Annotated in this window: 19 protein-coding genes and 2 pseudogenes; 6 read left to right on the top strand and 15 right to left on the bottom strand. The window is 71.3% G+C overall.

Going from position 1 to position 21,945, the window contains the following annotated elements; genetic code table 11:
* Nucleotides 1-108 precede the first annotated feature (108 nt).
* A pseudogene (locus tag ACFOX0_RS09525) lies at nucleotides 109-1,107 on the top strand (glucose-6-phosphate dehydrogenase assembly protein OpcA); the annotation flags it as partial.
* A 221-nt stretch (nucleotides 1,108-1,328) separates the two neighbouring features.
* The gene (gene pgl / locus ACFOX0_RS09520; protein WP_377543697.1) at nucleotides 1,329-2,102 is read left to right on the top strand and encodes a 6-phosphogluconolactonase; all 774 of its coding nucleotides are present in this window, start codon (nucleotides 1,329-1,331) and stop codon (nucleotides 2,100-2,102) included.
* A gap of 187 nt (nucleotides 2,103-2,289) precedes the next feature.
* Here the strand turns inward: pgl and ACFOX0_RS09515 are convergent, their stop codons facing one another.
* The 8 genes from ACFOX0_RS09515 to rapZ all read right to left on the bottom strand — a co-directional run bounded on the left by ACFOX0_RS09515 (nucleotide 2,290) and on the right by rapZ (nucleotide 9,460).
* Entirely contained in the window at nucleotides 2,290-2,631 is a 342-nt protein-coding gene (locus ACFOX0_RS09515) for an RNA polymerase-binding protein RbpA (protein WP_377543695.1), read from the bottom strand.
* Between the two features lie 129 nt (nucleotides 2,632-2,760).
* The gene (gene secG, locus ACFOX0_RS09510; RefSeq protein ID WP_377543692.1) at nucleotides 2,761-3,021 is read right to left on the bottom strand and encodes a preprotein translocase subunit SecG; all 261 of its coding nucleotides are present in this window, start codon (nucleotides 3,019-3,021) and stop codon (nucleotides 2,761-2,763) included.
* Between the two features lie 95 nt (nucleotides 3,022-3,116).
* Nucleotides 3,117-3,908: a triose-phosphate isomerase gene (tpiA, locus tag ACFOX0_RS09505; protein ID WP_377543690.1), complete on the bottom strand. Its 792-nt coding sequence runs from the start codon at nucleotides 3,906-3,908 to the stop codon at nucleotides 3,117-3,119.
* A gap of 61 nt (nucleotides 3,909-3,969) precedes the next feature.
* Nucleotides 3,970-5,169 carry a phosphoglycerate kinase gene (locus tag ACFOX0_RS09500; protein ID WP_377543688.1) on the bottom strand — a complete coding sequence of 400 codons (1,200 nt, stop codon included), beginning with the start codon at nucleotides 5,167-5,169 and terminating at the stop codon, nucleotides 3,970-3,972.
* A 52-nt stretch (nucleotides 5,170-5,221) separates the two neighbouring features.
* Nucleotides 5,222-6,229, bottom strand: coding sequence for a type I glyceraldehyde-3-phosphate dehydrogenase (gene gap / locus ACFOX0_RS09495; RefSeq protein ID WP_377543686.1), 1,008 nt, complete (start codon nucleotides 6,227-6,229; stop codon nucleotides 5,222-5,224).
* Nucleotides 6,230-6,512: 283 nt separating this feature from the next.
* Complete coding sequence (whiA, locus tag ACFOX0_RS09490; RefSeq protein ID WP_377543683.1) at nucleotides 6,513-7,493, bottom strand: DNA-binding protein WhiA; 981 nt, start codon at nucleotides 7,491-7,493, stop codon at nucleotides 6,513-6,515.
* A gap of 54 nt (nucleotides 7,494-7,547) precedes the next feature.
* Nucleotides 7,548-8,609, bottom strand: a complete 1,062-nt coding sequence (locus tag ACFOX0_RS09485; RefSeq protein ID WP_377543681.1) for a gluconeogenesis factor YvcK family protein — start codon at nucleotides 8,607-8,609, stop codon at nucleotides 7,548-7,550.
* Nucleotides 8,606-9,460 carry an RNase adapter RapZ gene (gene rapZ, locus ACFOX0_RS09480; protein ID WP_377544223.1) on the bottom strand — a complete coding sequence of 285 codons (855 nt, stop codon included), beginning with the start codon at nucleotides 9,458-9,460 and terminating at the stop codon, nucleotides 8,606-8,608. Before rapZ ends, ACFOX0_RS09485 begins: the two co-directional genes overlap by 4 nt.
* Nucleotides 9,461-9,761: 301 nt before the next feature.
* On the opposite strand from rapZ, the gene ACFOX0_RS09475 reads away from it, so the two are divergent.
* Complete coding sequence (locus ACFOX0_RS09475; protein ID WP_377544220.1) at nucleotides 9,762-10,748, top strand: AraC-like ligand-binding domain-containing protein; 987 nt, start codon at nucleotides 9,762-9,764, stop codon at nucleotides 10,746-10,748.
* A 297-nt stretch (nucleotides 10,749-11,045) separates the two neighbouring features.
* Here ACFOX0_RS09475 and ACFOX0_RS09470 read toward each other — a convergent pair whose 3' ends face one another.
* A complete protein-coding gene (locus ACFOX0_RS09470; protein ID WP_377543679.1) occupies nucleotides 11,046-11,447 on the bottom strand; it encodes a hypothetical protein in 402 nt (133 codons plus the stop codon).
* A 332-nt stretch (nucleotides 11,448-11,779) separates the two neighbouring features.
* Here ACFOX0_RS09470 and ACFOX0_RS09465 point away from each other — a divergent pair, with 332 nt between their 5' ends.
* Nucleotides 11,780-12,700: a hypothetical protein gene (locus tag ACFOX0_RS09465; RefSeq protein WP_377543677.1), complete on the top strand. Its 921-nt coding sequence runs from the start codon at nucleotides 11,780-11,782 to the stop codon at nucleotides 12,698-12,700.
* 414 nt (nucleotides 12,701-13,114) lie between these two features.
* Here ACFOX0_RS09465 and ACFOX0_RS09460 read toward each other — a convergent pair whose 3' ends face one another.
* From ACFOX0_RS09460 to ACFOX0_RS09450, 3 genes are all read right to left on the bottom strand, one after another.
* A complete protein-coding gene (locus ACFOX0_RS09460; protein ID WP_377543675.1) occupies nucleotides 13,115-13,303 on the bottom strand; it encodes a hypothetical protein in 189 nt (62 codons plus the stop codon).
* Nucleotides 13,304-13,498: 195 nt separating this feature from the next.
* On the bottom strand, nucleotides 13,499-13,714 hold the full coding sequence (locus ACFOX0_RS09455; RefSeq protein ID WP_377543673.1) for a DUF397 domain-containing protein: 216 nt from the start codon (nucleotides 13,712-13,714) through the stop codon (nucleotides 13,499-13,501).
* Nucleotides 13,715-13,732: 18 nt separating this feature from the next.
* On the bottom strand, nucleotides 13,733-14,587 hold the full coding sequence (locus ACFOX0_RS09450; protein ID WP_377543671.1) for a helix-turn-helix domain-containing protein: 855 nt from the start codon (nucleotides 14,585-14,587) through the stop codon (nucleotides 13,733-13,735).
* 140 nt (nucleotides 14,588-14,727) lie between these two features.
* Here ACFOX0_RS09450 and ACFOX0_RS09445 point away from each other — a divergent pair, with 140 nt between their 5' ends.
* Nucleotides 14,728-15,318: a hypothetical protein gene (locus ACFOX0_RS09445; RefSeq protein ID WP_377543669.1), complete on the top strand. Its 591-nt coding sequence runs from the start codon at nucleotides 14,728-14,730 to the stop codon at nucleotides 15,316-15,318.
* A gap of 270 nt (nucleotides 15,319-15,588) precedes the next feature.
* Here the strand turns inward: ACFOX0_RS09445 and uvrC are convergent, their stop codons facing one another.
* The 3 genes and pseudogenes from uvrC to uvrA form a co-directional block, all read right to left on the bottom strand.
* Nucleotides 15,589-17,601, bottom strand: a complete 2,013-nt coding sequence (gene uvrC / locus ACFOX0_RS09440) for an excinuclease ABC subunit UvrC (RefSeq protein WP_377543667.1) — start codon at nucleotides 17,599-17,601, stop codon at nucleotides 15,589-15,591.
* 92 nt (nucleotides 17,602-17,693) lie between these two features.
* Nucleotides 17,694-18,170 carry a Rieske (2Fe-2S) protein gene (locus tag ACFOX0_RS09435; RefSeq protein WP_377543665.1) on the bottom strand — a complete coding sequence of 159 codons (477 nt, stop codon included), beginning with the start codon at nucleotides 18,168-18,170 and terminating at the stop codon, nucleotides 17,694-17,696.
* A 344-nt stretch (nucleotides 18,171-18,514) separates the two neighbouring features.
* Nucleotides 18,515-21,454, bottom strand: a pseudogene (gene uvrA, locus ACFOX0_RS09430) (excinuclease ABC subunit UvrA); the annotation flags it as partial.
* 296 nt (nucleotides 21,455-21,750) lie between these two features.
* Between uvrA and ACFOX0_RS09425 the strand changes: the two are divergent.
* Nucleotides 21,751-21,930 carry a hypothetical protein gene (locus ACFOX0_RS09425; RefSeq protein ID WP_377543663.1) on the top strand — a complete coding sequence of 60 codons (180 nt, stop codon included), beginning with the start codon at nucleotides 21,751-21,753 and terminating at the stop codon, nucleotides 21,928-21,930.
* Nucleotides 21,931-21,945: the final 15 nt, after the last annotated feature.

Below are 21,945 nucleotides of genomic sequence, written 5' to 3'. Positions count from 1 at the left end.
GCGCGAGGAGTGAGCTTGCGAGCCCCGCAGTCGCGAACGAAGGGTGGGCGCTGTGAGCGCGAGGAGTGAGCTTGCGAGCCCCGCAGTCGCGAACGGAAGGTGGGCACAGTGATCGGGTTGTGGGACACCACGGGGAACGAGGTGGTCAAGGCGCTGGCGGCCGAGCGGCGCAGCGCCGGCGGGGTGGCGAGCGGCATGGCGCTCACCCTGATCGTGGTGGTGGACGAGAAGCGGGTCCGGGAGGCCGAGGCCGCCGCGACCATCGCCGCGGCGGCGCACCCGTGCCGGCTGCTGGTGGTGGTCCGCTCGGACGTGGAACGGGACCGCAACCGGCTGGACGCCGAGATCGTGGTCGGTGGCCGGCTCGGTCCGTGCGAGGCGGTGGTGACCCGGATGTATGGCCGGCTGGCCCTGCACGCCGAGTCGGTGGTGATGCCGCTGCTGGTGCCGGACGTGCCGGTGGTGACCTGGTGGTACGACGAGCCGCCGGAGCAGATCGCCAACGACTTCCTCGGTGTGGTGGCCGACCGCCGGATCACCGACGTGGCGCTGTCCGCCGACCCGATCAAGGCGCTGCACCAGCGGGCCGTGGACTACGCCCCCGGTGACACCGACCTGGCCTGGACCCGGATCACCCCGTGGCGGACCCTGGTCGCCGGGGCCTTCGACACCACCGCGGCCCGGATCACCGGCGCCACCGTGGTGGCACCGCGTACCGACCCGACCGCCGCCCTGATGTCGGGTTGGCTGAAGGCCCGGCTGGGGATCGACGTCGACCGGAAGCACACCGACGAGTTCCCCCGGATGCGGTCGGTGGAGCTGCACTGCGCCAACGGCGACGAGCTGTTGCTGCAGCGGCAGGACAGCATGGCGCTGTTCCGCCGGACCGGGCAGCAGGACCGGGAACTGCCCCTGGTGCGCCGGCCGGTCGGCGAGGAGTTGGCCGAGGAACTGCGCCGGCTGGACGCCGACCAGGTGTACGCCGAGGCGCTCTGCGCCGAGACGGGGGTCAAGGGACTGGATTCCCGGCCGGCTCAGCGGGTGCACGTCTGGAAGGATCCGGCGACCGCCCACCGGGCGGAGGCCGGGGTGACCGCGCACGCCGGTCCCACCGGACCCGGCCCGACGCCCGAGGACTCCGCGTCGGCCGATGCGGCGGCGACCGCTCCGGCGACCGCCGCCGCGACGCAGACCGGTTCGGCGGAGCGGACCGGCTCGACCCCGGCAACGGGTTCGACGCCGACCAGCGGCGCGACCGGTCCGGGCGGCGGCTCCGCCGCCCCGGCAGCCGGCGGGCAGGCGTACTGGGCCGGCGGGGGTTCCGCGTCGTGAGCGAGGCCAGCGTCGTCGTCCACGCCGACAGTGAGCTGTTGGCCCAGGCCGTCGCCGCCCGGCTGGTCGTGAAGATCATCGACGCCCAGGCCGAGCGGGGGCACGCCGACATCGTGCTGACCGGCGGCCGGATCGCCGCGGCCGCCCACCGGGCGGTGGGCGCCCTGCCGGCCCGGGACGCCGTCGACTGGTCCCGGGTCGACGTCTGGTGGGGCGACGAGCGGTTCCTGCCGGCCGGGCATCCGGACCGCAACGAGACCCAGGCCCGGGAGGCGCTGCTGGACTCGCTGCCGCTCGACCCGGCCCGGATCCACCCGATGCCGCCGTCGGACGCCCCGGACACCGGTGACGATCCGGAGGCGGCAGCGGCCGCGTACGCCGCCGCCCTGGCCGCCGCGGCCCGGCCCGGTACGGCGACCCTGCCGCACTTCGACGTGTTGATGCTCGGGGTCGGCGAGGACGGACACGTGGCCTCGATCTTCCCCGAGCATCCGGTCGGCTACGAGACCCGACCGGTGAGCGCGGTACGCGGCAGCCCGAAACCGCCACCGGTGCGGTTGACCCTGACCCGGCCAGCGATCAACACGGCCGAGGAGGTCTGGCTGGTGGCCGCCGGGCCGGACAAGGCACGGGCGGTCGGCGTCGCGTTGTCCGGTGCCGGACCGGTGCAGGTGCCGGCGGCGGGCGTACACGGGGTGGGCCGCACCATCTGGCAGTTGGACCGCGCGGCGGCGGCGGAGGTGAAATCCACCTTCCGCAGCCTCCGCTGATTCGTGACGTCGATCAGTTTGATCTCGAATGTCGCTCGGCGACGGGTGTCGATTTCGGCCCCACATCATCGATGTAGTAGCCACTACATTTTCGGTGTGGGGCCGAAATCGTGTCCGCCCCGGCCGGGCCGCCCGGGAACCATCCACCGGGCCGACCGGGTCGACCGGGCCGTCAGTCGTGGGCGGGTCAGCGCTCGCTGCGCCGCCGGCGCAGCGCCGCGAGGGCCTCGGCCAGGATCGCCTCGCCCTCGGCCTCGCTGCGCCGCTCCTTCACGTAGGCCAGATGCGACTTGTACGGCTCGGCGCGAGCCCGGCCCGGCGGGTGCTCGGCGTCCTGGCCGGCCGGTTGCCCGCAGTGCGGGCAGTCCCACTCGGCCGGCGGGGCCGCCTCGGCGGCCAGTTGGACCTCGGTCCGGTGGCCGGCGGCGCACCAGTAGGTGACCGTACGACGGGGCGCCGGCTCGCCCCGCTCGACCGGCCGCATCGGACCGGCACCGACTCTGGTGCCCCGGATGGCGTTGCCACGCACGGCTGTTCGCTCCTGTCGTCGAGAGGGGTCACCGCCCGAATTGCGGCGGTGCGACGCGATGGTGCGAAAAGAAACTGCGCGCGGCCCGAAAACGGGCCGCGCGCAGATTGTACGACTAACGAGCGTTTGTCACGCGGGTGACTTCATCGCGAGTTTGAGCCACAGGCCCAGCCCGACGATGCAGGCGAACCACACGATTCCCACCAGAACGGTGTAGCGGTCGAGGTTCTTCTCCGCCACCGAGGAACCGGCGAGGCTGGAGCTGACCCCACCGCCGAACATGCTCGACAGGCCGCCGCCCTTGCCACGGTGCAGCAGGATCAGCAGGGTGAGCAGCACGCTCGTGATGATCAGCAGGGCGATCATCGTGTAGGCGAACCACATGGGCATGGTCGGGTCAGTCCTCTCGTTGCGGTCCTCGCCCGGCCTGTCGCCAGACGCGGTGGCACCGACCGGCGGGCGGGCTCGTCAAGGATAGCGAGCGATCAGCGGCTGATGTGTTCCGGGAACCGGCAGATCTGCACGAACTCCTCGGCGTCCAGGCTCGCGCCGCCGACCAGGGCCCCGTCCACGTCCGGCTGGGCCATGATCCCGGCGATGTTGGCGGCCTTCACCGAGCCGCCGTACAGGATCCGGACCTGGTCGGCCGTCTCCTTGCCGAACGTCTCGGCCACCCGCTCGCGGACCGCGCCGCAGACCTCCTGGGCGTTCTCCGGGGTAGCGGTCTTGCCGGTGCCGATCGCCCAGATCGGCTCGTACGCGATGACCAGCCCGGCCACCTGCTCCGGCTTGAGGCCCTGCAACGCCGCGTCGAGCTGCCCGCAGCAGTGCGGCACGTGCCGCAGCTCCTCACGGACCTCCAGTCCCTCGCCCACGCAGAGAATCGGGGTCAACCCGTTCACCAGCGCCGCCGCCACCTTGGCGTTGACCAGCGCGTCGTCCTCGTAGTGGTAGGCCCGCCGCTCGGAGTGGCCGACCACGACGTACTGGCAGCCCAGCTTGGCCAACTGCGCGCCGGAGATCTCCCCGGTGTACGCGCCGGACTGGAACGGCGACAGGTCCTGCGCGCCGTAGCCGATCAGCAGCTTGTCCCCGTCCACCAGGGTCTGCACGCTGCGCAGGTCGGTGAACGGCGGCAGCACCACCGTCTCCACGTCGGTGAGCTGCTTCTCGTTCAGGCTGAACGCGAGCTTCTGCACCAGGGCGATGGCCTCGAGGTGGTTGAGGTTCATCTTCCAGTTGCCGGCCATCAGGGGTCGGCGGGTGGCGGTTGCCATCATTCGTCCTTCGTTCGCGACTGCGGGGCTCGCAGGACCGGCTCACTCCTCGCGCTCACCGCTACTGCTCCAAGGCTGCGATGCCGGGGAGGGTCTTGCCCTCGAGGTATTCCAGCGAGGCTCCCCCGCCGGTGGAGATGTGGTCGAACGCGTTCTCGTCCAGGCCCAGCGCGCGCACGGCCGCCGCCGAGTCCCCGCCGCCGACCACGGTGAAGCCCTTCACCTCGGCGATCGCCTCGGCCACCCCGCGGGTGCCGTGGGCGAACGCCGGCATCTCGAAGACCCCCATCGGGCCGTTCCAGAAGATGGTCCGGGCGGTGCCGATCTCGGCCGCGAACTCCGCGACCGTACGCGGACCGACGTCCAGCCCGACCCGGTCACGCGGGATCGAGTGGGCGTGCACCGTCTCGTGCTCCGCGTCCGGGGCGAACGCCGCCGCGGCCACCACGTCCACCGGCAGCACGATCTTGCCGGCCGCGCGCTCCAGCAGCGAACGGCAGGTGTCGATCATGTCTTCCTCGAGCAGCGAGGTGCCGATCGGGTGCCCCTGGGCCTTCAGGAAGGTGAAGCACATCCCGCCGCCGATGAGCAGCCGGTCGACGGTCGGCAGCAGCGCCTCGATGACGGCGAGCTTGTCGGAGACCTTCGACCCGCCGAGCACCACCACGTACGGCCGCTCCGGGTCGCCGGTGAGCCCGGACAACACCTCCACCTCGCGCAGCACCAGCCGGCCCGCGTAGTGCGGCAACCGGGCCGGTACGTCGTACACGCTGGCGTGCTTGCGGTGCACGGCACCGAACGCGTCGTCCACGTACGCCTGCGCGAAGCCGGCCAGCTGGTCGGCGAAGGCGCCCCGCTCGGCCTCGTCCTTGCTGGTCTCCCCCTTGTTGAACCGCAGGTTCTCCAGCAGGACGACCTGCCCGTCGGCCAGCCCGTCCACCGCCTGCCGGGCGGCGTCGCCGACCGTGTCGGCGGCGAAGGCGACCGGCGAGCCGAGCAGCTCGCCGAGCCGCTCGGCGACCGGGGCGAGGCTGTACTTCGGGTCCGGCTCGCCCTTGGGGCGGCCCAGGTGCGAGCAGACCACCAGCTGGGCGCCCGCGTCGCGCAGGGCGGTCAGCGTCGGCAGCACCGCCCGGATCCGGCCATCATCTGTGATGTGGCCGTCGCCCTTGTCGAGGGGCACGTTCAGGTCGGCGCGCACCAGCACGCGCCGACCTGACACCCCCTCGGCGAGCAGGTCGTCGAGATTACGGATGCTCACCGAGCCAACCTTCCGTTCGTGACTGCGGGGCTCGCAAGCTCACTCCTCGCACTCACAGCGACGAGCCCACCAGCTTGACCAGGTCGACGAGGCGGTTGGAGTAGCCCCACTCGTTGTCGTACCAGCCGACCACCTTGGCCTGCGTGCCGACGACCTTGGTCAGGCCCGAGTCGAAGATGCAGGAGGACGGGTCGGTGACGATGTCCGAGGAGACGATCGGCTCGTCGGAGTAGGTCAGGTAGCCCTTCAGCGGGCCCTCCGCCGCCGCGGCCTTGAACGCCGCGTTGACCTCGTCGACGGTGGCCGCGCGGGCCAGGTCGACGGTGAGGTCGGTGGCCGAGCCGGTCGGCACCGGCACCCGCAGGGCGTACCCGTCGAGCTTGCCGTTGAGCTCCGGCAGCACCAGGCCGATCGCCTTGGCCGCACCGGTCGAGGTGGGCACCACGTTGATCGCGGCGGCCCGGGCCCGACGCAGGTCCTTGTGCGGGGCGTCCTGCAGGTTCTGGTCCTGGGTGTACGCGTGCACCGTGGTCATCAGGCCACGCTCGATGCCGAAGGTGTCGTGCAGCACCTTGGCCAGCGGGGCGAGGCAGTTGGTGGTGCAGGAGGCGTTGGAGATGATGGTGTGCTTGGCCGGGTCGTAGTCGTGGTCGTTGACCCCCATCACGACGGTGAAGTCGTCGTTCTTGGCCGGCGCCGAGATGATGACCTTCTTGGCGCCGCCGTCCACGTGCGCCTTGGCCTTGGTGCCGTCGGTGAAGAAGCCGGTCGACTCGATCACGACGTCCGCGCCCAGGTCGCCCCAGGGCAGCTTGGCCGGGTCCTTCTCGCTGAACACCTTGAGCGTCTTGCCGCCGACGCTGATCTCGCCGGCGCTCGCCTTGACCTCCTGCGGCAGCCGACCCAGGATGCTGTCGTAGCGCAGCAGGTGAGCCAGCGTGGCGTTGTCGGTGAGGTCGTTGGCGCCGACCACCTCGATGTCGGCCCCGGAGGCGAGCACCGCCCGGAAGAAGTTGCGGCCGATCCGGCCGAAGCCGTTGATGCCAACCCGGATGGTCACAGGTTCCATCTCCTCGCGTTCTGGTCCGCCGGCCGCAGCCGATGGCCGACGGAATGTGGTGCGCCGACCAATGGAGTCGGCCGCTGTCAACAACTCGGCCACCCCGCCGCGGCCCGGAGACCTGACCGCCCGAGGCGGTGGGCTACGGCGCGGGAGCCGAGCGCCCGGCACCGTCGCCGTACGCTGCGACCCTATCGGAGCCCGGTGGACTGCGCTGCTGCGGGGCACAATCCGCCCCGGACTCCCGGTTGGGCGCCCTCGGCCCGGCTGTCGGCCGGGGCCGTCAGACCACCAGCATGTCCGGCGTGACGGCCGCCTCGGTGTCCGGAATCCCCAGGTCACGGGCCCGTTTGTCGGCCAGTGCGAGGAGCCGTCGGATCCGCCCGGCGATGGCGTCCTTGGTCAACGGCGGGTCGGCCAGCGCCCCCAACTCCTCCAGCGAGGCCTGCCGGTGCTCCAGCCGCAGGTGACCGGCCGAGGTGAGATGGTTGGGCGCGTCGTCGGCCAGGATCTCCAGCGCCCGGGTGACCCGGGCGGCCGCGGCCACCGCCGCGCGGGCCGACCGGCGCAGGTTCGCGTCGTCGAAGTTGGCCAGCCGGTTGGCCGTCGCCCGTACCTCGCGGCGCACCCGGCGCTCCTCCCAGGCCAGTACGCTGGAGTGCGCACCGATCCGGGTCAGCAGCGCGGCGATCGCGTCGCCGTCCTTGACCACCACCCGGTCCACCCCGCGCACCTCGCGGGCCTTGGCGGTGATGCCGATCCGGCGGGCCGCCCCGACCAGGGCCAGCGCCGACTCGGGACCGGGGCAGGTGATCTCCAGCGCGCTGGAGCGGCCCGGTTCGGTGAGCGAGCCGTGCGCCATGAAGGCGCCCCGCCAGGCCGCCACCGCGCAGCAGACGCTGGCCGCCACCACGTGCGGGGGCAGGCCGCGCACCGGGCGTCCGCGCACGTCCAGCAGGCCGGTCTGCCGAGCCAGCGCCTCGCCGTCCTTGACCACCCGGACGATGTAGTGGCTGCCCTTGCGCAGTCCGCCGGAGGCGAGCACGTGGATCTCGCTGGAGTAGCCGTACACCTCGGCGATCTCCCGCCGCAGCCGGCGCGCCACCGCCCCGGTGTCCAGCTCGGCCTCCACGACGACCCGCCCGGAGACGATGTGCAGTCCACCGGCGAACCGCAACAGGGCCGCCATCTCCGCCCGACGGCAGCAGGGCTTGGGCACGTCGACCCGGCTCAGCTCGTCCTTGACCGCAGCCGTCATCGCCATTGTCTCGTCACCTCACGGGCCGGTTCCGGCGGGATGCCGGTGATTCGTACGTGCTTAACGATCGGCGCCCAGGACGGGCACCAGCGCCGCTCCCAGGGCGACCGGGTCATGCCTCGGCGAGCCGTCCGGAACGGCGACCGGGGCGAGCAGCAGCCGGGCACCCAGCGATTCTGCCGCACGTTCGACCGGTTCGGGATCGCCGACCGCCTTGCCGTCGGCGAGAACCAGGTCGACTTTCAGCTCCGGCAGGTAGCCGCCGAGCGCCACAAGATGATCGGCAACCGACAATCCGAGGGTCTCCTTCTCCGCCGCAAGGTTGAGCGTGACCAACCGGCGGGCCGGGCTGGACACGATCGCGGCGGCCAGGTCGGGCACCAGCAGGTGCGGGATCACGCTGGTGTACCAGCTCCCTGGCCCGAAGATCAGCCAGTCGGCCTCGGCGACCGCGATCACCGCCTCCGCACACGCCCGCGGATCGGCCGGTGTCAGATGCAACGACTCGACCCGGCCCGGGGTTACGGCCACCGCGTGCTGACCCCGTACCGTGTCGACCTCGTCCGGTCGGGCCGGGTCGGCGCCGCGGACCCGGGCCTCGATCTCGACCGGGCGGCAGGTCATCGGCAACACCCGGCCGACCGCGCCGAGCATGGCGGCGGCGTGGTCCAGCGCCGCGATCGGGTCGCCGAGCTGCTCCATCAGGCCCAGCAGCACCAGGTTGCCCACCGCGTGCCCGGCCAGCGGATCGCCGGCCGCACCAGCGGCGACGGCCCGGCCCGGCGGACCTCCCGCCGTCCGCTCCGCCGGTCCGTCCGACGCGGCCGGCCCCGCCGGTACGCCCCGCCGGGCACCGCGGTCGGCGAACCGGTGCTGGAACAGCTCGGCGCTGCGCCGGATGGCCGGATGATCACCGGCCAGCGCCACCAGCGCCTGCCGCAGGTCGCCCGGCGGCAGGGCGTCCCGTTCGGCCCGCAACCGGCCGCTCGACCCGCCGTCGTCGCCGACCGTCACCACGGCGGTGATGTCCAGGTCGAGCTGCGGCGCGCAGTGCCGCAGGGCACGCAGGGACGCGGAAAGGCCGTGGCCGCCCCCGAAGGCGACCACCTTCGTGGCGTTCACTCGCGCCCCAGGTCCCGGTGGTGGGTGTGGGCCGAGAGCCGGGCCAGCCGCAGCCGCGAGGCCAGTTCCTCGGCGATGGCCACGCTGCGGTGCTTACCGCCGGTGCAGCCGACCGCCACGGTCAGGTAGCGCTTGCCCTCGCGTTCGAACCCGGGCGCCGTCGCGCCGATCAACCGGGCGTACGTCTCGACGAAGCTCACCGCGCCATGTTGCCCGAGGACGTACTCGCTGACCGCCTCCTCGCGGCCGGTGTGCTCCCGCAACTCCGGCACCCAGTACGGATTGGGCAGGAACCGGGCGTCGAGCACGAAGTCCGCGTCGGCCGGCAGCCCGTACTTGAAACCGAAGGAGAGCACGGTGACCCGCAGCCGGCGGGCGTCCTCCCCGCCGAACAGCTCCTCGACCCGGCGACGCAACTGGTTGACGTTGAGGTGGCTGGTGTCGATGATCACGTCGGCCTGCTCGCGGGCCTCCTCCAGCAGTCCACGCTCGATCGCGATCCCCTCGGCGAGCCGGCCGTCGCCCTGCAACGGGTGCGACCGCCGGACGCTCTCGAACCGCCGGATCAGCACCTCGTCGTCGGCGTCCACGAAGACCACCCGGGGCTGGAAGCCGCGCTCCTTGAGGGCCCGGATCGCCCCGGCCAGGTCGGTGGAGAACGCCCGGCTGCGCACGTCCAGCACCATCGCGGTGTGCTTGGTCGCGCCACCGGCGGCGAAGGCCAGCTCGGCCATTTCCAGCATCAGCGCCTGGGGCAGGTTGTCCACCACGTAGTAGCCGACGTTCTCCAGCGCCCGGGCCACCGTGCTGCGCCCGCCACCGGAGACCCCGGTGACCACCACCAACGCCATGTCGGACCGGGTCGGTTCCGCGGCGGGCGCGTCGCCGTCGCGCGTACCGTGGCCCGCCCGCACCGGGTGCGACTCGCTCACTCGTCCCCCGTCCGTTCCGGTCCGGTCGCCCTCCGCCGAAGGTCCGTACTCTATCCGGCCGAACCCACCGACGACCCCACCGGGTGCAACCGTCCGGGGTGCCTCGGGCGTGTCATGAACGGGCCGGGCGGCACCGCCCGGCCAGCCGGAGCTGCGGGTGAGCCGCGAGCGGGGTCTGGCTACGCTGCCCAGGGCCACCGGATGGAGGAGGTGACGACCGATCCTCGAGACGCAGACCATCGCCACCTCGCCGCTGCGACCGGCCGAGCGCTTCGACTTCTGGCAGGCCCTGGTCGCCCAGGAGACGGCCGTGGCCCGGATTTACAGCGAGCACCTGGCCGACTTCGACGCCTGGGCGCGGATCTCCTCCCTCGGCGCGTTCAAGATCACCTCGTTCGGCTACCCGTCGCTGCGGATGAGCCGGACGGATCAGCTGATCCGGCGGTCCGACCCGGAGATCTACCAGCTGGCGATCCCGGTCGCCGGGCGGAGCATCATCATCGAGTCCGGACGGCAGTCGGTACTGCGGCCCGGCGACCTCACCTTCATCGACACGTCCCGCCCGCACGAGGCCGTCCACCAGCCGGCGCCGCACGGCGGACCGGTGATCTCCAGTTCGATCACCATGCAGATCCCGCACGCCGCGCTGCCGCTGCCACGGGCCAAGGTGGAGCGGCTGCTCGGCGTGCGGCTGCCGGCCGACGAGGGCATCGGGGCGCTGCTGGCACCCTACGTCCGGCGGCTGGCCGAGCATCCCGAGCAGTACCGCGCGGCCGACGCGGAGCAGCTCGGCAACGTCGCGTTGGACCTGGTCGCGGCGCTGCTGGCGGAGCGGCTGGAGGTCGAGACCGCGCTGCCGGGCGAGACCCGGCAGACGGCACTGCGGGCCCGGGTGCACGCCTTCATCGACGAGAATCTGGGCGACCCGGCGCTGGGCCCGTCGACGGTCGCCGCGGCGCACCACATCTCGCTGCGCACCCTGCACCGGCTGTTCGCCGCCGAGGAGACGACGGTGGCCGGGGAGATCCGGCTGCGCCGGCTACGGCGCTGTCGCCGGGACCTGGACAACCCCCGGCTGCGCCACCAGCCCGTACACGCCATCGCGGCCCGGTGGGGCTTCCGGGACAAGGCCCACTTCAGCCGGCTGTTCACCGCGACGTACGGGATGGGACCGCACGCCTACCGCAGCCGGCACCGGGAAGGGTGATCGCGGCCAACCTCGGCGGACGGCGAAACGTGGCACGGACGGGCACTCTCGTGGCGCGGAAGGTCAACGGTCGGGGCCGTCGGCGGCGGCAGACTTGACCGGCCGGACCGGCCCGGACGCCTGCCGTGGCCGGCCGCCAACGGGGGCATGCGGGGCTGGTGGCCGCGGTCGGCTCCCTGGCCGCCCGTCCCGTCTGGCCTGCCGCGACGGTGCTCCATCGGTCCGGCAAGGGGTGCCCCGTCCCTCCGCGGGGCACCCCGCACCGACCGCCCCGCCGTCCGGGAGGCCGGCGCTCGATCAGTCGGTCGGTTGGCGCCGGCGGCGCCGCTCGATGTCCCGCTGGACCTCAGGGTCCCAGAGGTTGGCGTTCCAGTCCTCCGGTCGCGGCTCGGGCGACAGGTCGAAGGTCTCCGCCGCTCGGAAGTGCGGATCGGCGAGCCACCGCCGAAGTCGGCGCTCGGTGATGAACGTGCTGACGACCAGCAACATCGCGCTGACCACCCGAAGGAGATGGAATACCGCCGGGTTCGCCGCCGTCGGCAGCAGGTTCAGCGCGAAGTAGAGCGCCACTGCCAGCAAGCCGATCAAATTGCGGGAGATCCAGATCGGGCCGCCGTGTGCCTGGACGAGACGGCTAATCCGAATCGACCACATCAGCAGGGCCCCATAGAAGGCCAACGCCACCACCGTGCCCAGCACCAGGAGCGGACCGGAGCCCATGACACGGAGCCACACGGCACGACACCGCCGCAGTCGTCTCCAACGCCTTGCAGACCCGACACCGGGAGTTCTGGCCTCCATGCGCCCGGCGCCTCAGATTCGCACAACTTTTTCTCGGCCCAGCGGTCTCGTCGACCCGAGCGGCGGCGAAGCCGCCGTCCCACCGCTCTAGCTCTGCAGCTTCACAGGTCTTCTCGCATTGCAGCATCGCAGGTTGAGTCGCATTGCATCCCATATTGGCACCTGGTAGAGCCATGGTTGATGGTCCCGCACACGAGATTAAGCGACCTGATGCGGTACAGTCACTTCTCGTGAGTAACCCCTTTGCTGGCATCCAGGACGAGAAGCCGCTCAACGGCTTCCGCGCCCGGGCGCGCCTGCTCGACGACGCCAAGCGCGGCTTCATGCCGATGCGCAAGCTGTTCGTCCAGCGGCCCGCCGGGTCGACGGTCCGGGCGTCGGTTCTGGCGGACCTGGTCACCGGCCGCCACGAGCGGGCGCTCGACGCGCTGCTCCTGCTCCACGCGCTGGTCCCGGTGCTCGACGACGAGAAGCCGTTCCTGCTCGCGACCTGGGCTCGGATGCTCAGCACGGAAACCACCAAGTGGAACACTCAAACCGTGAGCCGGGCATTCGACCTGCTCGCGGAGTTCAAGCTGGTCGAACGCGAACCCCGTGGCCGTCGGGTCCTGGTCCGGCCGCTTCGGGAAGACGGGTCCGGCGAAGAGTGGACGCACCCCGGAGTGGGCGAGAACGTCGGCAAGGGTTACTTCACCATCCCGCACGATTACTGGAAGAGCGGCCTTGCCGACCGGCTCGCGATGCCTGGCAAGGCCATGTTCCTGATCATGCTGGCCGAGACGACGCAGAAGCCCACCTTCTCCATGGCCGTCGAGCGGGCGCCGGAGTGGTACGGCATCTCGGAGCGGACCGCCGAGCGTGGCTACAAGGAGCTGCGGACCCAACGGACCGAGATTGGCCAACCAGTGCTGCTCGAGCACCGGCAGGTCGTCGCCGAACCGCGATCGCCTACTGGACTGCGTGCCGTTTGGCACCGCGCCCTGGAAAACCCCTACAGCATGACCGCGCGTGGCGCGCTACAGCGCGCCACCGCGGCGGAAAGCCGAGCCGCGTCGATCGCGGGCGTCGTCAAGGCGCCGGCAAAGAAACGGCTCAAGAGACCGGCAGGCCAGAAGGCAGGTCGGAAGGTCGCGGAGCAGGGCTCCGCGTGAACAGTGGGGGTGGCGCCATGTGCGCTACGGATGGAGATCGGCCTGCACCTAAGGGCGACCACAACATGTGGTCGACGGTGCAGGCCGCCATCACCGGCGGATGGTCGACGACTATCCGCCTGGTCGTGATCCTGACGGTCCTCGCCGTCGTGATCGCGGTGTTGGGACCGTGGGTTGGAGCCCCGATCTCAGCGATGCTGCAGTCTTTCCTGTAGCCACCATACGGCGGGCGGATGTCGGTGGTCCAGCGACCCCTGGCATCCGTCCCGTCACTTTCAGGCCCTTGACCAGTGATTTTGCGCCCGATACCCAATGGGTACGGGGTGCTCGAAGCAGGCCTCGCCGCTGTCCATGCCGGCCTGGTAAGTCGCCAGGACTGCGGGGCCGGCGGCGATCATCGGCCGCACATCGTGGTCATGCGCAACCGCCGGCGGTGGCCAGGGCGGTTTGTCCATCATGACGTCGGTCACTGACGGGAAGGCGGCCGACGCCCGCGGCCGCGAGCAGCGCCAGCCCGACGTACGGAACCGTCAGCACCAACAGCGTCCAGCGGGCCGTACGAATGTTCTGCGGCAGTTCGATGACGGGTGCCGCACTGCTCACGCAGGTGTCGCTCTGAGCCGGATGATCGAGCTGGGCTCCGCACCTCGGACAATTCATGGCCCACAATCCCCCGCGTCGGCTGTGGTCGCCCCAGCACGCTAGAGGAACCACGGGCAGTCGACCACCCCACGCCGACCGGTCCGGCCGCCGTCCGCTCCCGCTCCGACGCGGCCTTTCGATCGACCGTACGGGCGGTCAGCGACGGTCGGACGACCCGCGGGACAGCCCGGACAGGAACCCAACCCAGGCCGGCCGGTCGAACATCAGCACCGGGCCGGCTGGGTCCTTGGAATCCCGCACCGCCACCCCACCCGCCAACCCGGCCACCTCGACGCAGTTGGAACCGCTGGCGCTGCTACGGCTGCTCTTGTGCCAGACCGCCACGGTGCGAGCGGAAGCGGCGCTGGCCATTGAACCTCCTGGTCGGACTCAATCCGGATAGTCGTCAGCCACCTCGGCAAGGAAGTCGGCGGATCGGTCCGGATCCAGGGCCTTGGCCCGCAGGTGATCGAACATGAGTCTATATCGCAACACCTGCTTTTCGTCTTCGAGCAGCATGGTGCTGGTGTCGTTGTCGACGTAGACGATGGCCGGATCGAGAGCGGCATCGGCGTAGTCGAGGATGGTGAAGGGACCACCCATCGCCGCATGGGCGCCGGCAGCGAAGGGCAAAACCTGAAGCTCGACCATCGGTAGCCGGCACGCCTCCGCCAATCGGGCGAGCTGGCCGCGCATGACCGATGGTCCGCCGACCAAGCGGCGCACGACGGCCTCGTCAAGCACTACCCACAGCGCCGGTGGCGCGCTGCGGACGAGCAGCGCCTTGCGCGCCAGTCGAGCGGCGACTCGCCTGTCCACCTCGTCGTCGTCTGCCGTGTCCCGACCCGCGCGGATGATCGCGCGGGCGTAGTCCTCGGTTTGCAACAGACCGGGCACGTACAAGCTCTCGAAGGTGCTGATCGACGACGCCTCCGCCTCGAAACCGAGATAGTTGTCCGGCAGCACATCTCCGTAGGCACTCCACCAGCCCTTCTGGTGCGCCTGTCGGGCGAGCGCCGTCAACGACTCACGCTCCTCGTCCGACGTTCCGTAGAGGTCGAAGAGCGTCTGCATGTCCTTGCGCATCAGACGGGAGTGCCCGTTCTCGATCCGGATGACCTTGGTTCGGTGCCAGTCGAGGCTTCGCGCGACGTCCTCGGCGGTCAAACCTGCTCGGTTGCGCAGGCGCGCCAACTCACGCCGAAGCCGCCGCGCCCGGACCGTCGGACTCGCAATCTGCGCCATCATTCCTCCTCACAGACACCACGCATCGTCATCGACACACCACCAAAAGTCAAGGTTCAAACAATTAATTCTATGACGTTGCATTTCTCCTGCTCGCAGAGGACTCTCTATGTGACGTCCTGACTACAGGGAGGAACCCGATGAACGACAACCGCTCGTCCCGCTGGCGGCCGGCCGGCGCCGCCACCCCCGCCCGGCCGGATCGGGACGCCGAACTGCTCGCCGCGTTGGACGGGGCGGACGTGTCGGAGCCGGTCCGGGCCGCGATCGACCGGGTGTTGAGCGAGTGCCAGGACACCGGCGACTACGTCGACGCCCTGCTGGCCCGCTACGCCTCCGAACGGGACCGGCGGCCCGTTCGCCCCCGGCCCGCCGGCAACACGTACGGCGGTCTCGGCCGATACACGCTGCACCTGACCTTCCCGGCCGCCAACCGTGCCGAGGCTCTGGACAACGCCGCCAGCTACGCCGAGGGACTCTCGGTGCTGCGGCCGGAGGTGGCGGCGACCGTACCGCTGCTGTCCCGCGCCGACGCGTGGAACCACGTCGAGCCGCTGTTCTGCGGCATGATCGGCCCGGAGGGCGACGCCTGTGTCGGCGTACCCGGACATCCCGGTCCACACCGTACGGCCGGACCGGCCGGCGCGTGCTGGACCGACGACGGCGACCGTGCCGAACGCGCCGACGACGGGCCGGACGTGACGACACCGGTCGAGAGCGGCGAGCGGTGACCGCGCCGTACCCCCGGGTCTCGCCGTGCCGGCACTGCGGCCTCGCCGTGCTGCGCGACAACGACGGCGCGTGGATCCACGCGAGCCTGTCGTACGTCTGCCGCGACCGCGCCGGCAACCCGCGGCCGACCAGCGCGGACCCCGAACCGGTCCGGCCGGCCGGATCCTACGGCCGGTGGCCGTGGTCGGCTGCCGGACGGAACCCGGCATGACCTGCCTCGACGGCCGGTGCCCGCGTTCCGGGACGAGCCGTCGACGCTCGGCGGGGAGCTAGGTCGCGGCGGGCGCGGCGGATCCGTCACCGCCACCCTGGGTATCCACGCCGCCGTCCCGGGCACCACCCTCACCGCCGTCCCGGGCACCCTCGTCGCCGTTCAGGGCCGCGAGGATGGCCTCGGCGGTACGCCGGCCGATGCCGGGCACCTCGACGATCTCGTCCACGCCGGCCGCCGCCAGCCGCTTCACCGAGCCGAAGTGTCGCAGCAGCGCCTTGCGGCGGACCTCGCCCAGGCCCGGCACGTCGTCCAGGCCGGACACGGTCAACCGCTTGGACCGGCGCTGCCGGTGGTACGTGATGGCGAACCGGTGTGCCTCGTCCCGGACCCGCTGCAGCAGGTAGAGCGACTCGGAGTTGCGCGGCAGGATGACCGGGAACTCGTCGTCCGGCAGCCACACCTCCTCCAGCCGCTTGGCCAGCCCGCACAGCGCCACGTCGTCGACGCCCAGCTCCGCCAGCGCGGCCGCCGCCGCGGCGACCTGTGGCTGGCCGCCGTCGACCACCACCAGCTGCGGCGGGTACGCGAACTTGCGCGGCCGGCCCGTGGTCGGGTCGATGCCCGGCCGGTCCGGGTCGCTGGCGGTCTCCTCGCCCAGCTCGCCGGTCTCGGCGCGGGCCGCCAGGTAGCGGGCGAACCGGCGGCGCAGCACCTCGGACATCGCCGACAGGTCGTCGGTGGCGCCGCGCACCGCGAAGCGGCGGTACTCGGCCTTGCGCGGCAGGCCGTCCTCGAAGACAACCATGCTGGCCACCACGTCGGTGCCCTGCATCTGGGACACGTCGTAGCACTCGATCCGCAGCGGCGCGGTCTGCATGCCCAGCGCCTCGGCGATCTCGTCGAGCGCCTTGCTGCGGGTGGTCAGGTCGCCGGCCCGGCGCAGCTTGTGCCGGGCCAGCGCCTCGCCGGCGTTGCGGCCCACCGTCTCCAGCAGGGCCTTCTTGTCGCCGCGCTGCGGCACCCGCAGGGTCACCCGGCTGCCCCGCCGCTCCGACAGCCAGTCGGCGAGGGCGTCGGCGTCCGCCGGCAGCTCCGGCACCAGCAATTCCCGGGGTACGTCGGTCTCGCCGCTCTCCCCGCCGTAGACCTGGGTGCAGAAGTGGTGCACCAGGTCGCCGACGGACAGCTCCTCGACCTTCTCCACCACCCAGCCGCGCTGGCCGCGTACCCGGCCGTCGCGGACGTGGAAGACCTGCACGGCCGCTTCCAGCGGGTCGTCGGCGAACGCCACCACGTCGGCGTCGGTGCCGTCGCCGAGCACCACGGTCTGCTTCTCCATGGCCCGGCGCAGGGCGGCGATGTCGTCGCGGAGCCGGGCCGCCCGCTCGAACTCCAACTGCTCGCTGGCCTCGGCCATCTCGCGCTCCAGCCTGCGGACCATGCTGTCCGTGCGGCCGGCCATGAAGTCGCAGAAGTTGTTGACGATGTCCCGGTGCTCGTCGGCGGAGACGGTGCCGACGCAGGGGGCCGAGCACTTGCCGATGTAGCCGAGCAGGCACGGCCGGCCGACCTGGCCGGCCCGCTTGAACACCCCGGACGAGCAGGTCCGCGCCGGGAAGACCCGCAGCAGCAGGTCCAGCGTCTCGCGGATCGCCCAGGCGTGCGAGTACGGCCCGAAGTAGCGCACCCCCTTGCGCTTGACGCCACGCATCACCTGCAACCGCGGATACTCGTCGTCCAGCGTCACGGCCAGGTACGGGTACGACTTGTCGTCCCGGTAGCGGACGTTGAACCGGGGGTCGTACTGCTTGATCCAGGTGTATTCCTGCTGCAGCGCCTCCACCTCGGTGCCGACGGTGATCCAGTCGACCGAGGCCGCCGTGGTGACCATCTGCCGGGTGCGCTGGTGCAGCGTCCACGGGTCGGCGAAGTAGGAGTTGAGCCGGCTGCGCAGGCTCTTCGCCTTGCCGACGTAGATCACCCGACCGGTCGGATCCCGGAACCGGTAGACGCCGGGTGCGTCCGGGATGGTGCCCGGCGCGGGACGGTAGGTAGAGGGGTCGGCCACGAGGAAAAGACTAGTCCGTACCCCCGTCAGCAACCGGCGCCGACGGTCCGGCCGGCACCGCGTCGTGCCGGCCGGACCGCGATCCCGTGGGCTCAGGCCAGGGTGATGTTCTCCCCGCTGACCTTGACCTCCTTGGCGGGCAGCGGCTTGTTCGCCGGGCCACCCTTGACCGAGCCGTCCTCGATCGAGAACCGGCTGTTGTGGCAGGTGCAGTTGATCGTGCCGCCGGCGATGACGGAGACCGGGCAATTTTGGTGCGTGCAGATGTTGCTGAAGCCCTTGAACTGACCGGCCGTCGGCTGGGTCACCACCACGCCCTGATCGCCAAAGATCTTGCCTCCGCCGACCGGGATCTCGCTGGTCTTGGCCAGCGCGTTGCCGGCCGGGTTGGCGCTGCCGGAGGACGCGCCACCGGACGGCGCCGGGGTACCACCCCCGGTGGGCTTGTCGCCCGACTTGTCGGTGCCGCACGCGGCCAGGACGACCGAGGCGCCGACCGCGCCCGCGCCGGCCAGCAGTGCCCGCCGGGACTGCTGGCCCACCGTGGTCATCGTCTGCTCGTCGCTCATGCTGAGCCTCCCTCTCGGCTACCGCCGCGCCGCGAGTTCCGCGGCCGGCACGTCAGTAGTCACGCAGCCTGCCGGTTGAGGGTTCAACCGATACCACCGGGTCGAGGGTGTGGCCCACGGACGTCGATCATCGCCGATGTCCTCGATCGGACAATTTCCGCAGCTCAGCGCGCCTTCGTGCCGGTACCCTTCGTCGCCCGGGTACCGGCCGCCGCCCTGGTCGCCTTCGCGGGCTTGGCCGCCGCCTTGGTCGCCTTGGCCGCCGACTTCGTGGCCTTGCTGGCCGTACCGCCGGTCCTGGCCGGTCCGTCGGCGGTGGCCGCGCCGCCGGTCCCAGCCGTCCCGGCCGCGCCGGCGCTCTTCGCCGTGCCGTTGGCCTTCGCGGTGCCGTTGGCCTTCGCGGCGCGGGCGGTCGCCTCGGGCGAGCCCTTCGGCTCGCCGGTGAGCCCGAGCACGTGCCGCAGGTGCTGACCGGTGTGACTCTCCGCTACCTCGGCGATCTCCTCCGGGGTGCCGGTGGCGAGCACCATGCCGCCCCGGTGACCGCCCTCGGGGCCCATGTCGATCAGCCAGTCCGAGCTCTTCACCACGTCCAGGTTGTGCTCGATGACGATCACCGAGTTGCCCTTGTCGACCAGTCCCTCGAGCACCCCGAGCAGCTTGCGGATGTCCTCGAAGTGCAGGCCGGTGGTCGGCTCGTCGAGCACGTACACGGTGCGACCGGTGGACCGCTTCTGCAGCTCGGAGGCGAGCTTGACCCGCTGCGCCTCGCCGCCGGACAGGGTGGGCGCCGGCTGGCCGAGCCGGACGTAGCCGAGACCGACGTCGACCAGGGTCTTCAGGTGCCGGTGGATGGCCGGGATGGCCTCGAAGAAGCCGGCCGCCTCCTCGATCGGCATCTCCAGCACGTCGGAGACGGTCTTGCCCTTGTAGTGCACCTCCAGGGTCTCCCGGTTGTACCGGGCGCCCTTGCAGACCTCGCACGGGACGTACACGTCGGGCAGGAAGTTCATCTCGATCTTGAGGGTGCCGTCGCCGCTGCACGCCTCGCACCGGCCGCCCTTGACGTTGAACGAGAACCGGCCCGGACCGTACCCGCGGACCTTGGCCTCGGTGGTCTCGGCGAACAGCTTCCGGACGTGGTCCCAGACCCCGGTGTACGTGGCCGGGTTGGACCGCGGGGTCCGCCCGATCGGCGACTGGTCGACGCCGACCACCTTGTCGACGTGCTCCAGACCGCTGATCCGGGTGTGCCGGCCGGGCACCAGCCGGGCGTTGTTGATCTGGTTCGCCAACACCGCGTAGAGGATGTCGTTGACCAGCGTCGACTTGCCCGAGCCGCTGACCCCGGTGACCGAGATCAGCTGGCCGAGCGGGAACGGCACGGTGATGTTGCGCAGGTTGTGCTCCCGGGCGCCCTGCACCACCAGCTCCCGGCCGGTCGTACGCGGCCGCCGGATCGCCGGGACCGGGATCGACCTACGCCCCGAGAGGTACGCCCCGGTCAGCGACTCGGGGTTGGTCATCAGGTCGGGCACCGACCCGCTGTGCACGATCTTGCCGCCGTGCTCGCCGGCGCCCGGGCCGATGTCCACGATCCAGTCGGCGGTCCGGATGGTGTCCTCGTCGTGCTCGACGACGATCAGCGTGTTGCCCAGCCCCTTGAGCCGGACCAGGGTCTCGATCAGCCGGTGGTTGTCCCGCTGGTGCAGCCCGATCGACGGCTCGTCCAGCACGTAGAGCACCCCGACCAGGCCGGAGCCGATCTGGGTGGCCAGCCGGATCCGCTGCGCCTCCCCGCCGGAGAGCGTGCCGGCGGGCCGGTCCAGCGACAGGTAGTCCAACCCGACGTCGACCAGGAACCGCAGCCGGGCGTTGATCTCCTTGAGCACCCGCTCGGCGATCATCTTCTGCCGGTCGGTGAGGGTCATCGCACCGAGCAGGTCGGCGCACTCGCCCACGGACAGCGCGCAGACCTCGGCGATGCTGCGACCGGCCAGGGTGACCGCCAGCACCTCGGGCTTGAGCCGCGTCCCGCCGCAGGAGGCGCACGGCACGTCCCGCATGTAGCCCTCGTACTTGTCCCGGGACCAGTCCGACTCGGTGTCCGAGTGCCGGCGCTCGATCCACTGCACCACGCCCTCGAAGCCGGTGTAGTAGGAGCGCTCGCGGCCGTACTTGTTGCGGTAGCGCACGTGCACCTGGTCGTTGGAGCCGTGCAGGATCGTCTTCTGCGCCCGGGACGGCAGCGCCCGCCACGGCGTGTCCAGGTCGAAGTGCTCGCTGTCGCCGAGCGCCTCCAGCAGGCGGAGGAAGTATTCCAACGTGTGGCCGCCGGACCAGGGCTGGATGGCGCCCTCGCGCAGGGTGCGCTCGACGTCGGGCACCACCAGCTCCGGGTCGACCTCCTTCTTGGTGCCCAGCCCGGTGCACTCCGGGCAGGCGCCGTACGGGGCGTTGAAGGAGAAGACCCGCGGTTCGAGGTCCTCGATGGCGAGCGGGTGGTCGTTGGGACAGGCCAGGTGCTCGGAGTAACGGCGCTCCCGGTGCGGGTCGTCCTCGGCCAGGTCGACGAAGTCGAGCAGCACGATGCCGCCGGAGAGCCCGAGCGCCGACTCGACCGAGTCGGTCAGCCGCTGCTTGGCGCCGGCCTTGACGGTCAGCCGGTCGACCACCACCTCGATGGTGTGCTTCTCCTGCTTCTTCAGCTTGGGCGGCTCGGTCAGCGGGTGCACCACGCCGTCGACCCGGGCCCGGGCGTAACCCTTGGACTGCAGCTCGGCGAAGAGGTCGACGTACTCCCCCTTGCGGCCGCGGACCACCGGGGCGAGGACCATGAACCGGGTGCCCTCCGCCATGGCGAGCACCCGGTCGACGATCTGCTGCGGGCTCTGCTTGGAGATCCGCTCGCCGCAGACCGGGCAGTGCGGCTCACCGACCCGGGCGAACAGCAGCCGGAGGTAGTCGTAGACCTCGGTGATCGTGCCGACCGTGGAGCGGGGGTTGCGCGAGGTGGACTTCTGGTCGATCGAGACGGCCGGGCTCAACCCCTCGATGAAGTCGACGTCCGGCTTGTCCATCTGGCCGAGGAACTGCCGCGCGTACGAGGACAGTGACTCCACGTAGCGCCGCTGCCCCTCGGCGAAGATCGTGTCGAACGCCAGGCTGGACTTCCCCGAACCGGACAGGCCGGTGAAGACGATCATTGCGTCCCGCGGCAGGTCGAGGCTGACGTCGCGCAGGTTGTGCTCGCGCGCGCCACGGATGATCAGTCGGTCGGTCACGGTCCGTGCACTCCCGGGAGAGAAAAGGTACGGTCTGCCCGGTATCCCGGCGATGGTCCTCCGGGTCACCTGGGCACGCGTCTGGCGCCTCGGCAACTCTAGCCCCGGGGTACGACACTTTTCCTCACGGTCGCATTCCCGCAGGTCGGAGGCGTGTGACCCGGCAGCATCCACCCGGCGGGCGTCCAGGGCCACCCCGGCGTTCCGCCGTGTGGGTGGACTGCGCGGCCCGGACGACGACCGGCCCCCGCGCGCACGGTAGCCTCAGTCGACGATCACGCAGAGAACGAGGCGGCATGGACGGATTGAGACCCGACGTTGAGCGATGCGCCTCGGACCCGAGCTACCCGCCGTCGGATCGCGTCGCGGAACTGCACCGGAAGCCCGCCCCCCTGGCGGCCTCGATCCGCGACATCGTCGCCACGGCCCCGCACCGACGACCGCAGGGCTTCGTCGCCTTCAACAACTACGTCTGACCGGGCGACCGGGCC

This window comes from Micromonospora zhanjiangensis, from assembly GCF_042650605.1.
In the GTDB taxonomy this organism is placed as follows: domain Bacteria; phylum Actinomycetota; class Actinomycetes; order Mycobacteriales; family Micromonosporaceae; genus Micromonospora_J; species Micromonospora_J zhanjiangensis.
This window is presented reverse-complemented; position numbering and strand designations above follow the sequence as displayed.

Coding starts and splice junctions, on each gene's coding strand:
- whiA (WP_377543683.1), bottom strand. CDS start 7,493: ATGGCGATGACGGCTGCGGTCAAGGACGAGCTGAGCCGGGTCGACGTG.
- tpiA (WP_377543690.1), bottom strand. CDS start 3,908: ATGGCAACCGCCACCCGCCGACCCCTGATGGCCGGCAACTGGAAGATG.
- secG (WP_377543692.1), bottom strand. CDS start 3,021: ATGCCCATGTGGTTCGCCTACACGATGATCGCCCTGCTGATCATCACG.
- ACFOX0_RS09425 (WP_377543663.1), top strand. CDS start 21,751: ATGGACGGATTGAGACCCGACGTTGAGCGATGCGCCTCGGACCCGAGC.
- ACFOX0_RS09445 (WP_377543669.1), top strand. CDS start 14,728: ATGAACGACAACCGCTCGTCCCGCTGGCGGCCGGCCGGCGCCGCCACC.
- ACFOX0_RS09450 (WP_377543671.1), bottom strand. CDS start 14,587: ATGGCGCAGATTGCGAGTCCGACGGTCCGGGCGCGGCGGCTTCGGCGT.
- ACFOX0_RS09435 (WP_377543665.1), bottom strand. CDS start 18,170: ATGAGCGACGAGCAGACGATGACCACGGTGGGCCAGCAGTCCCGGCGG.
- rapZ (WP_377544223.1), bottom strand. CDS start 9,460: ATGGCGTTGGTGGTGGTCACCGGGGTCTCCGGTGGCGGGCGCAGCACG.
- ACFOX0_RS09455 (WP_377543673.1), bottom strand. CDS start 13,714: ATGGCCAGCGCCGCTTCCGCTCGCACCGTGGCGGTCTGGCACAAGAGC.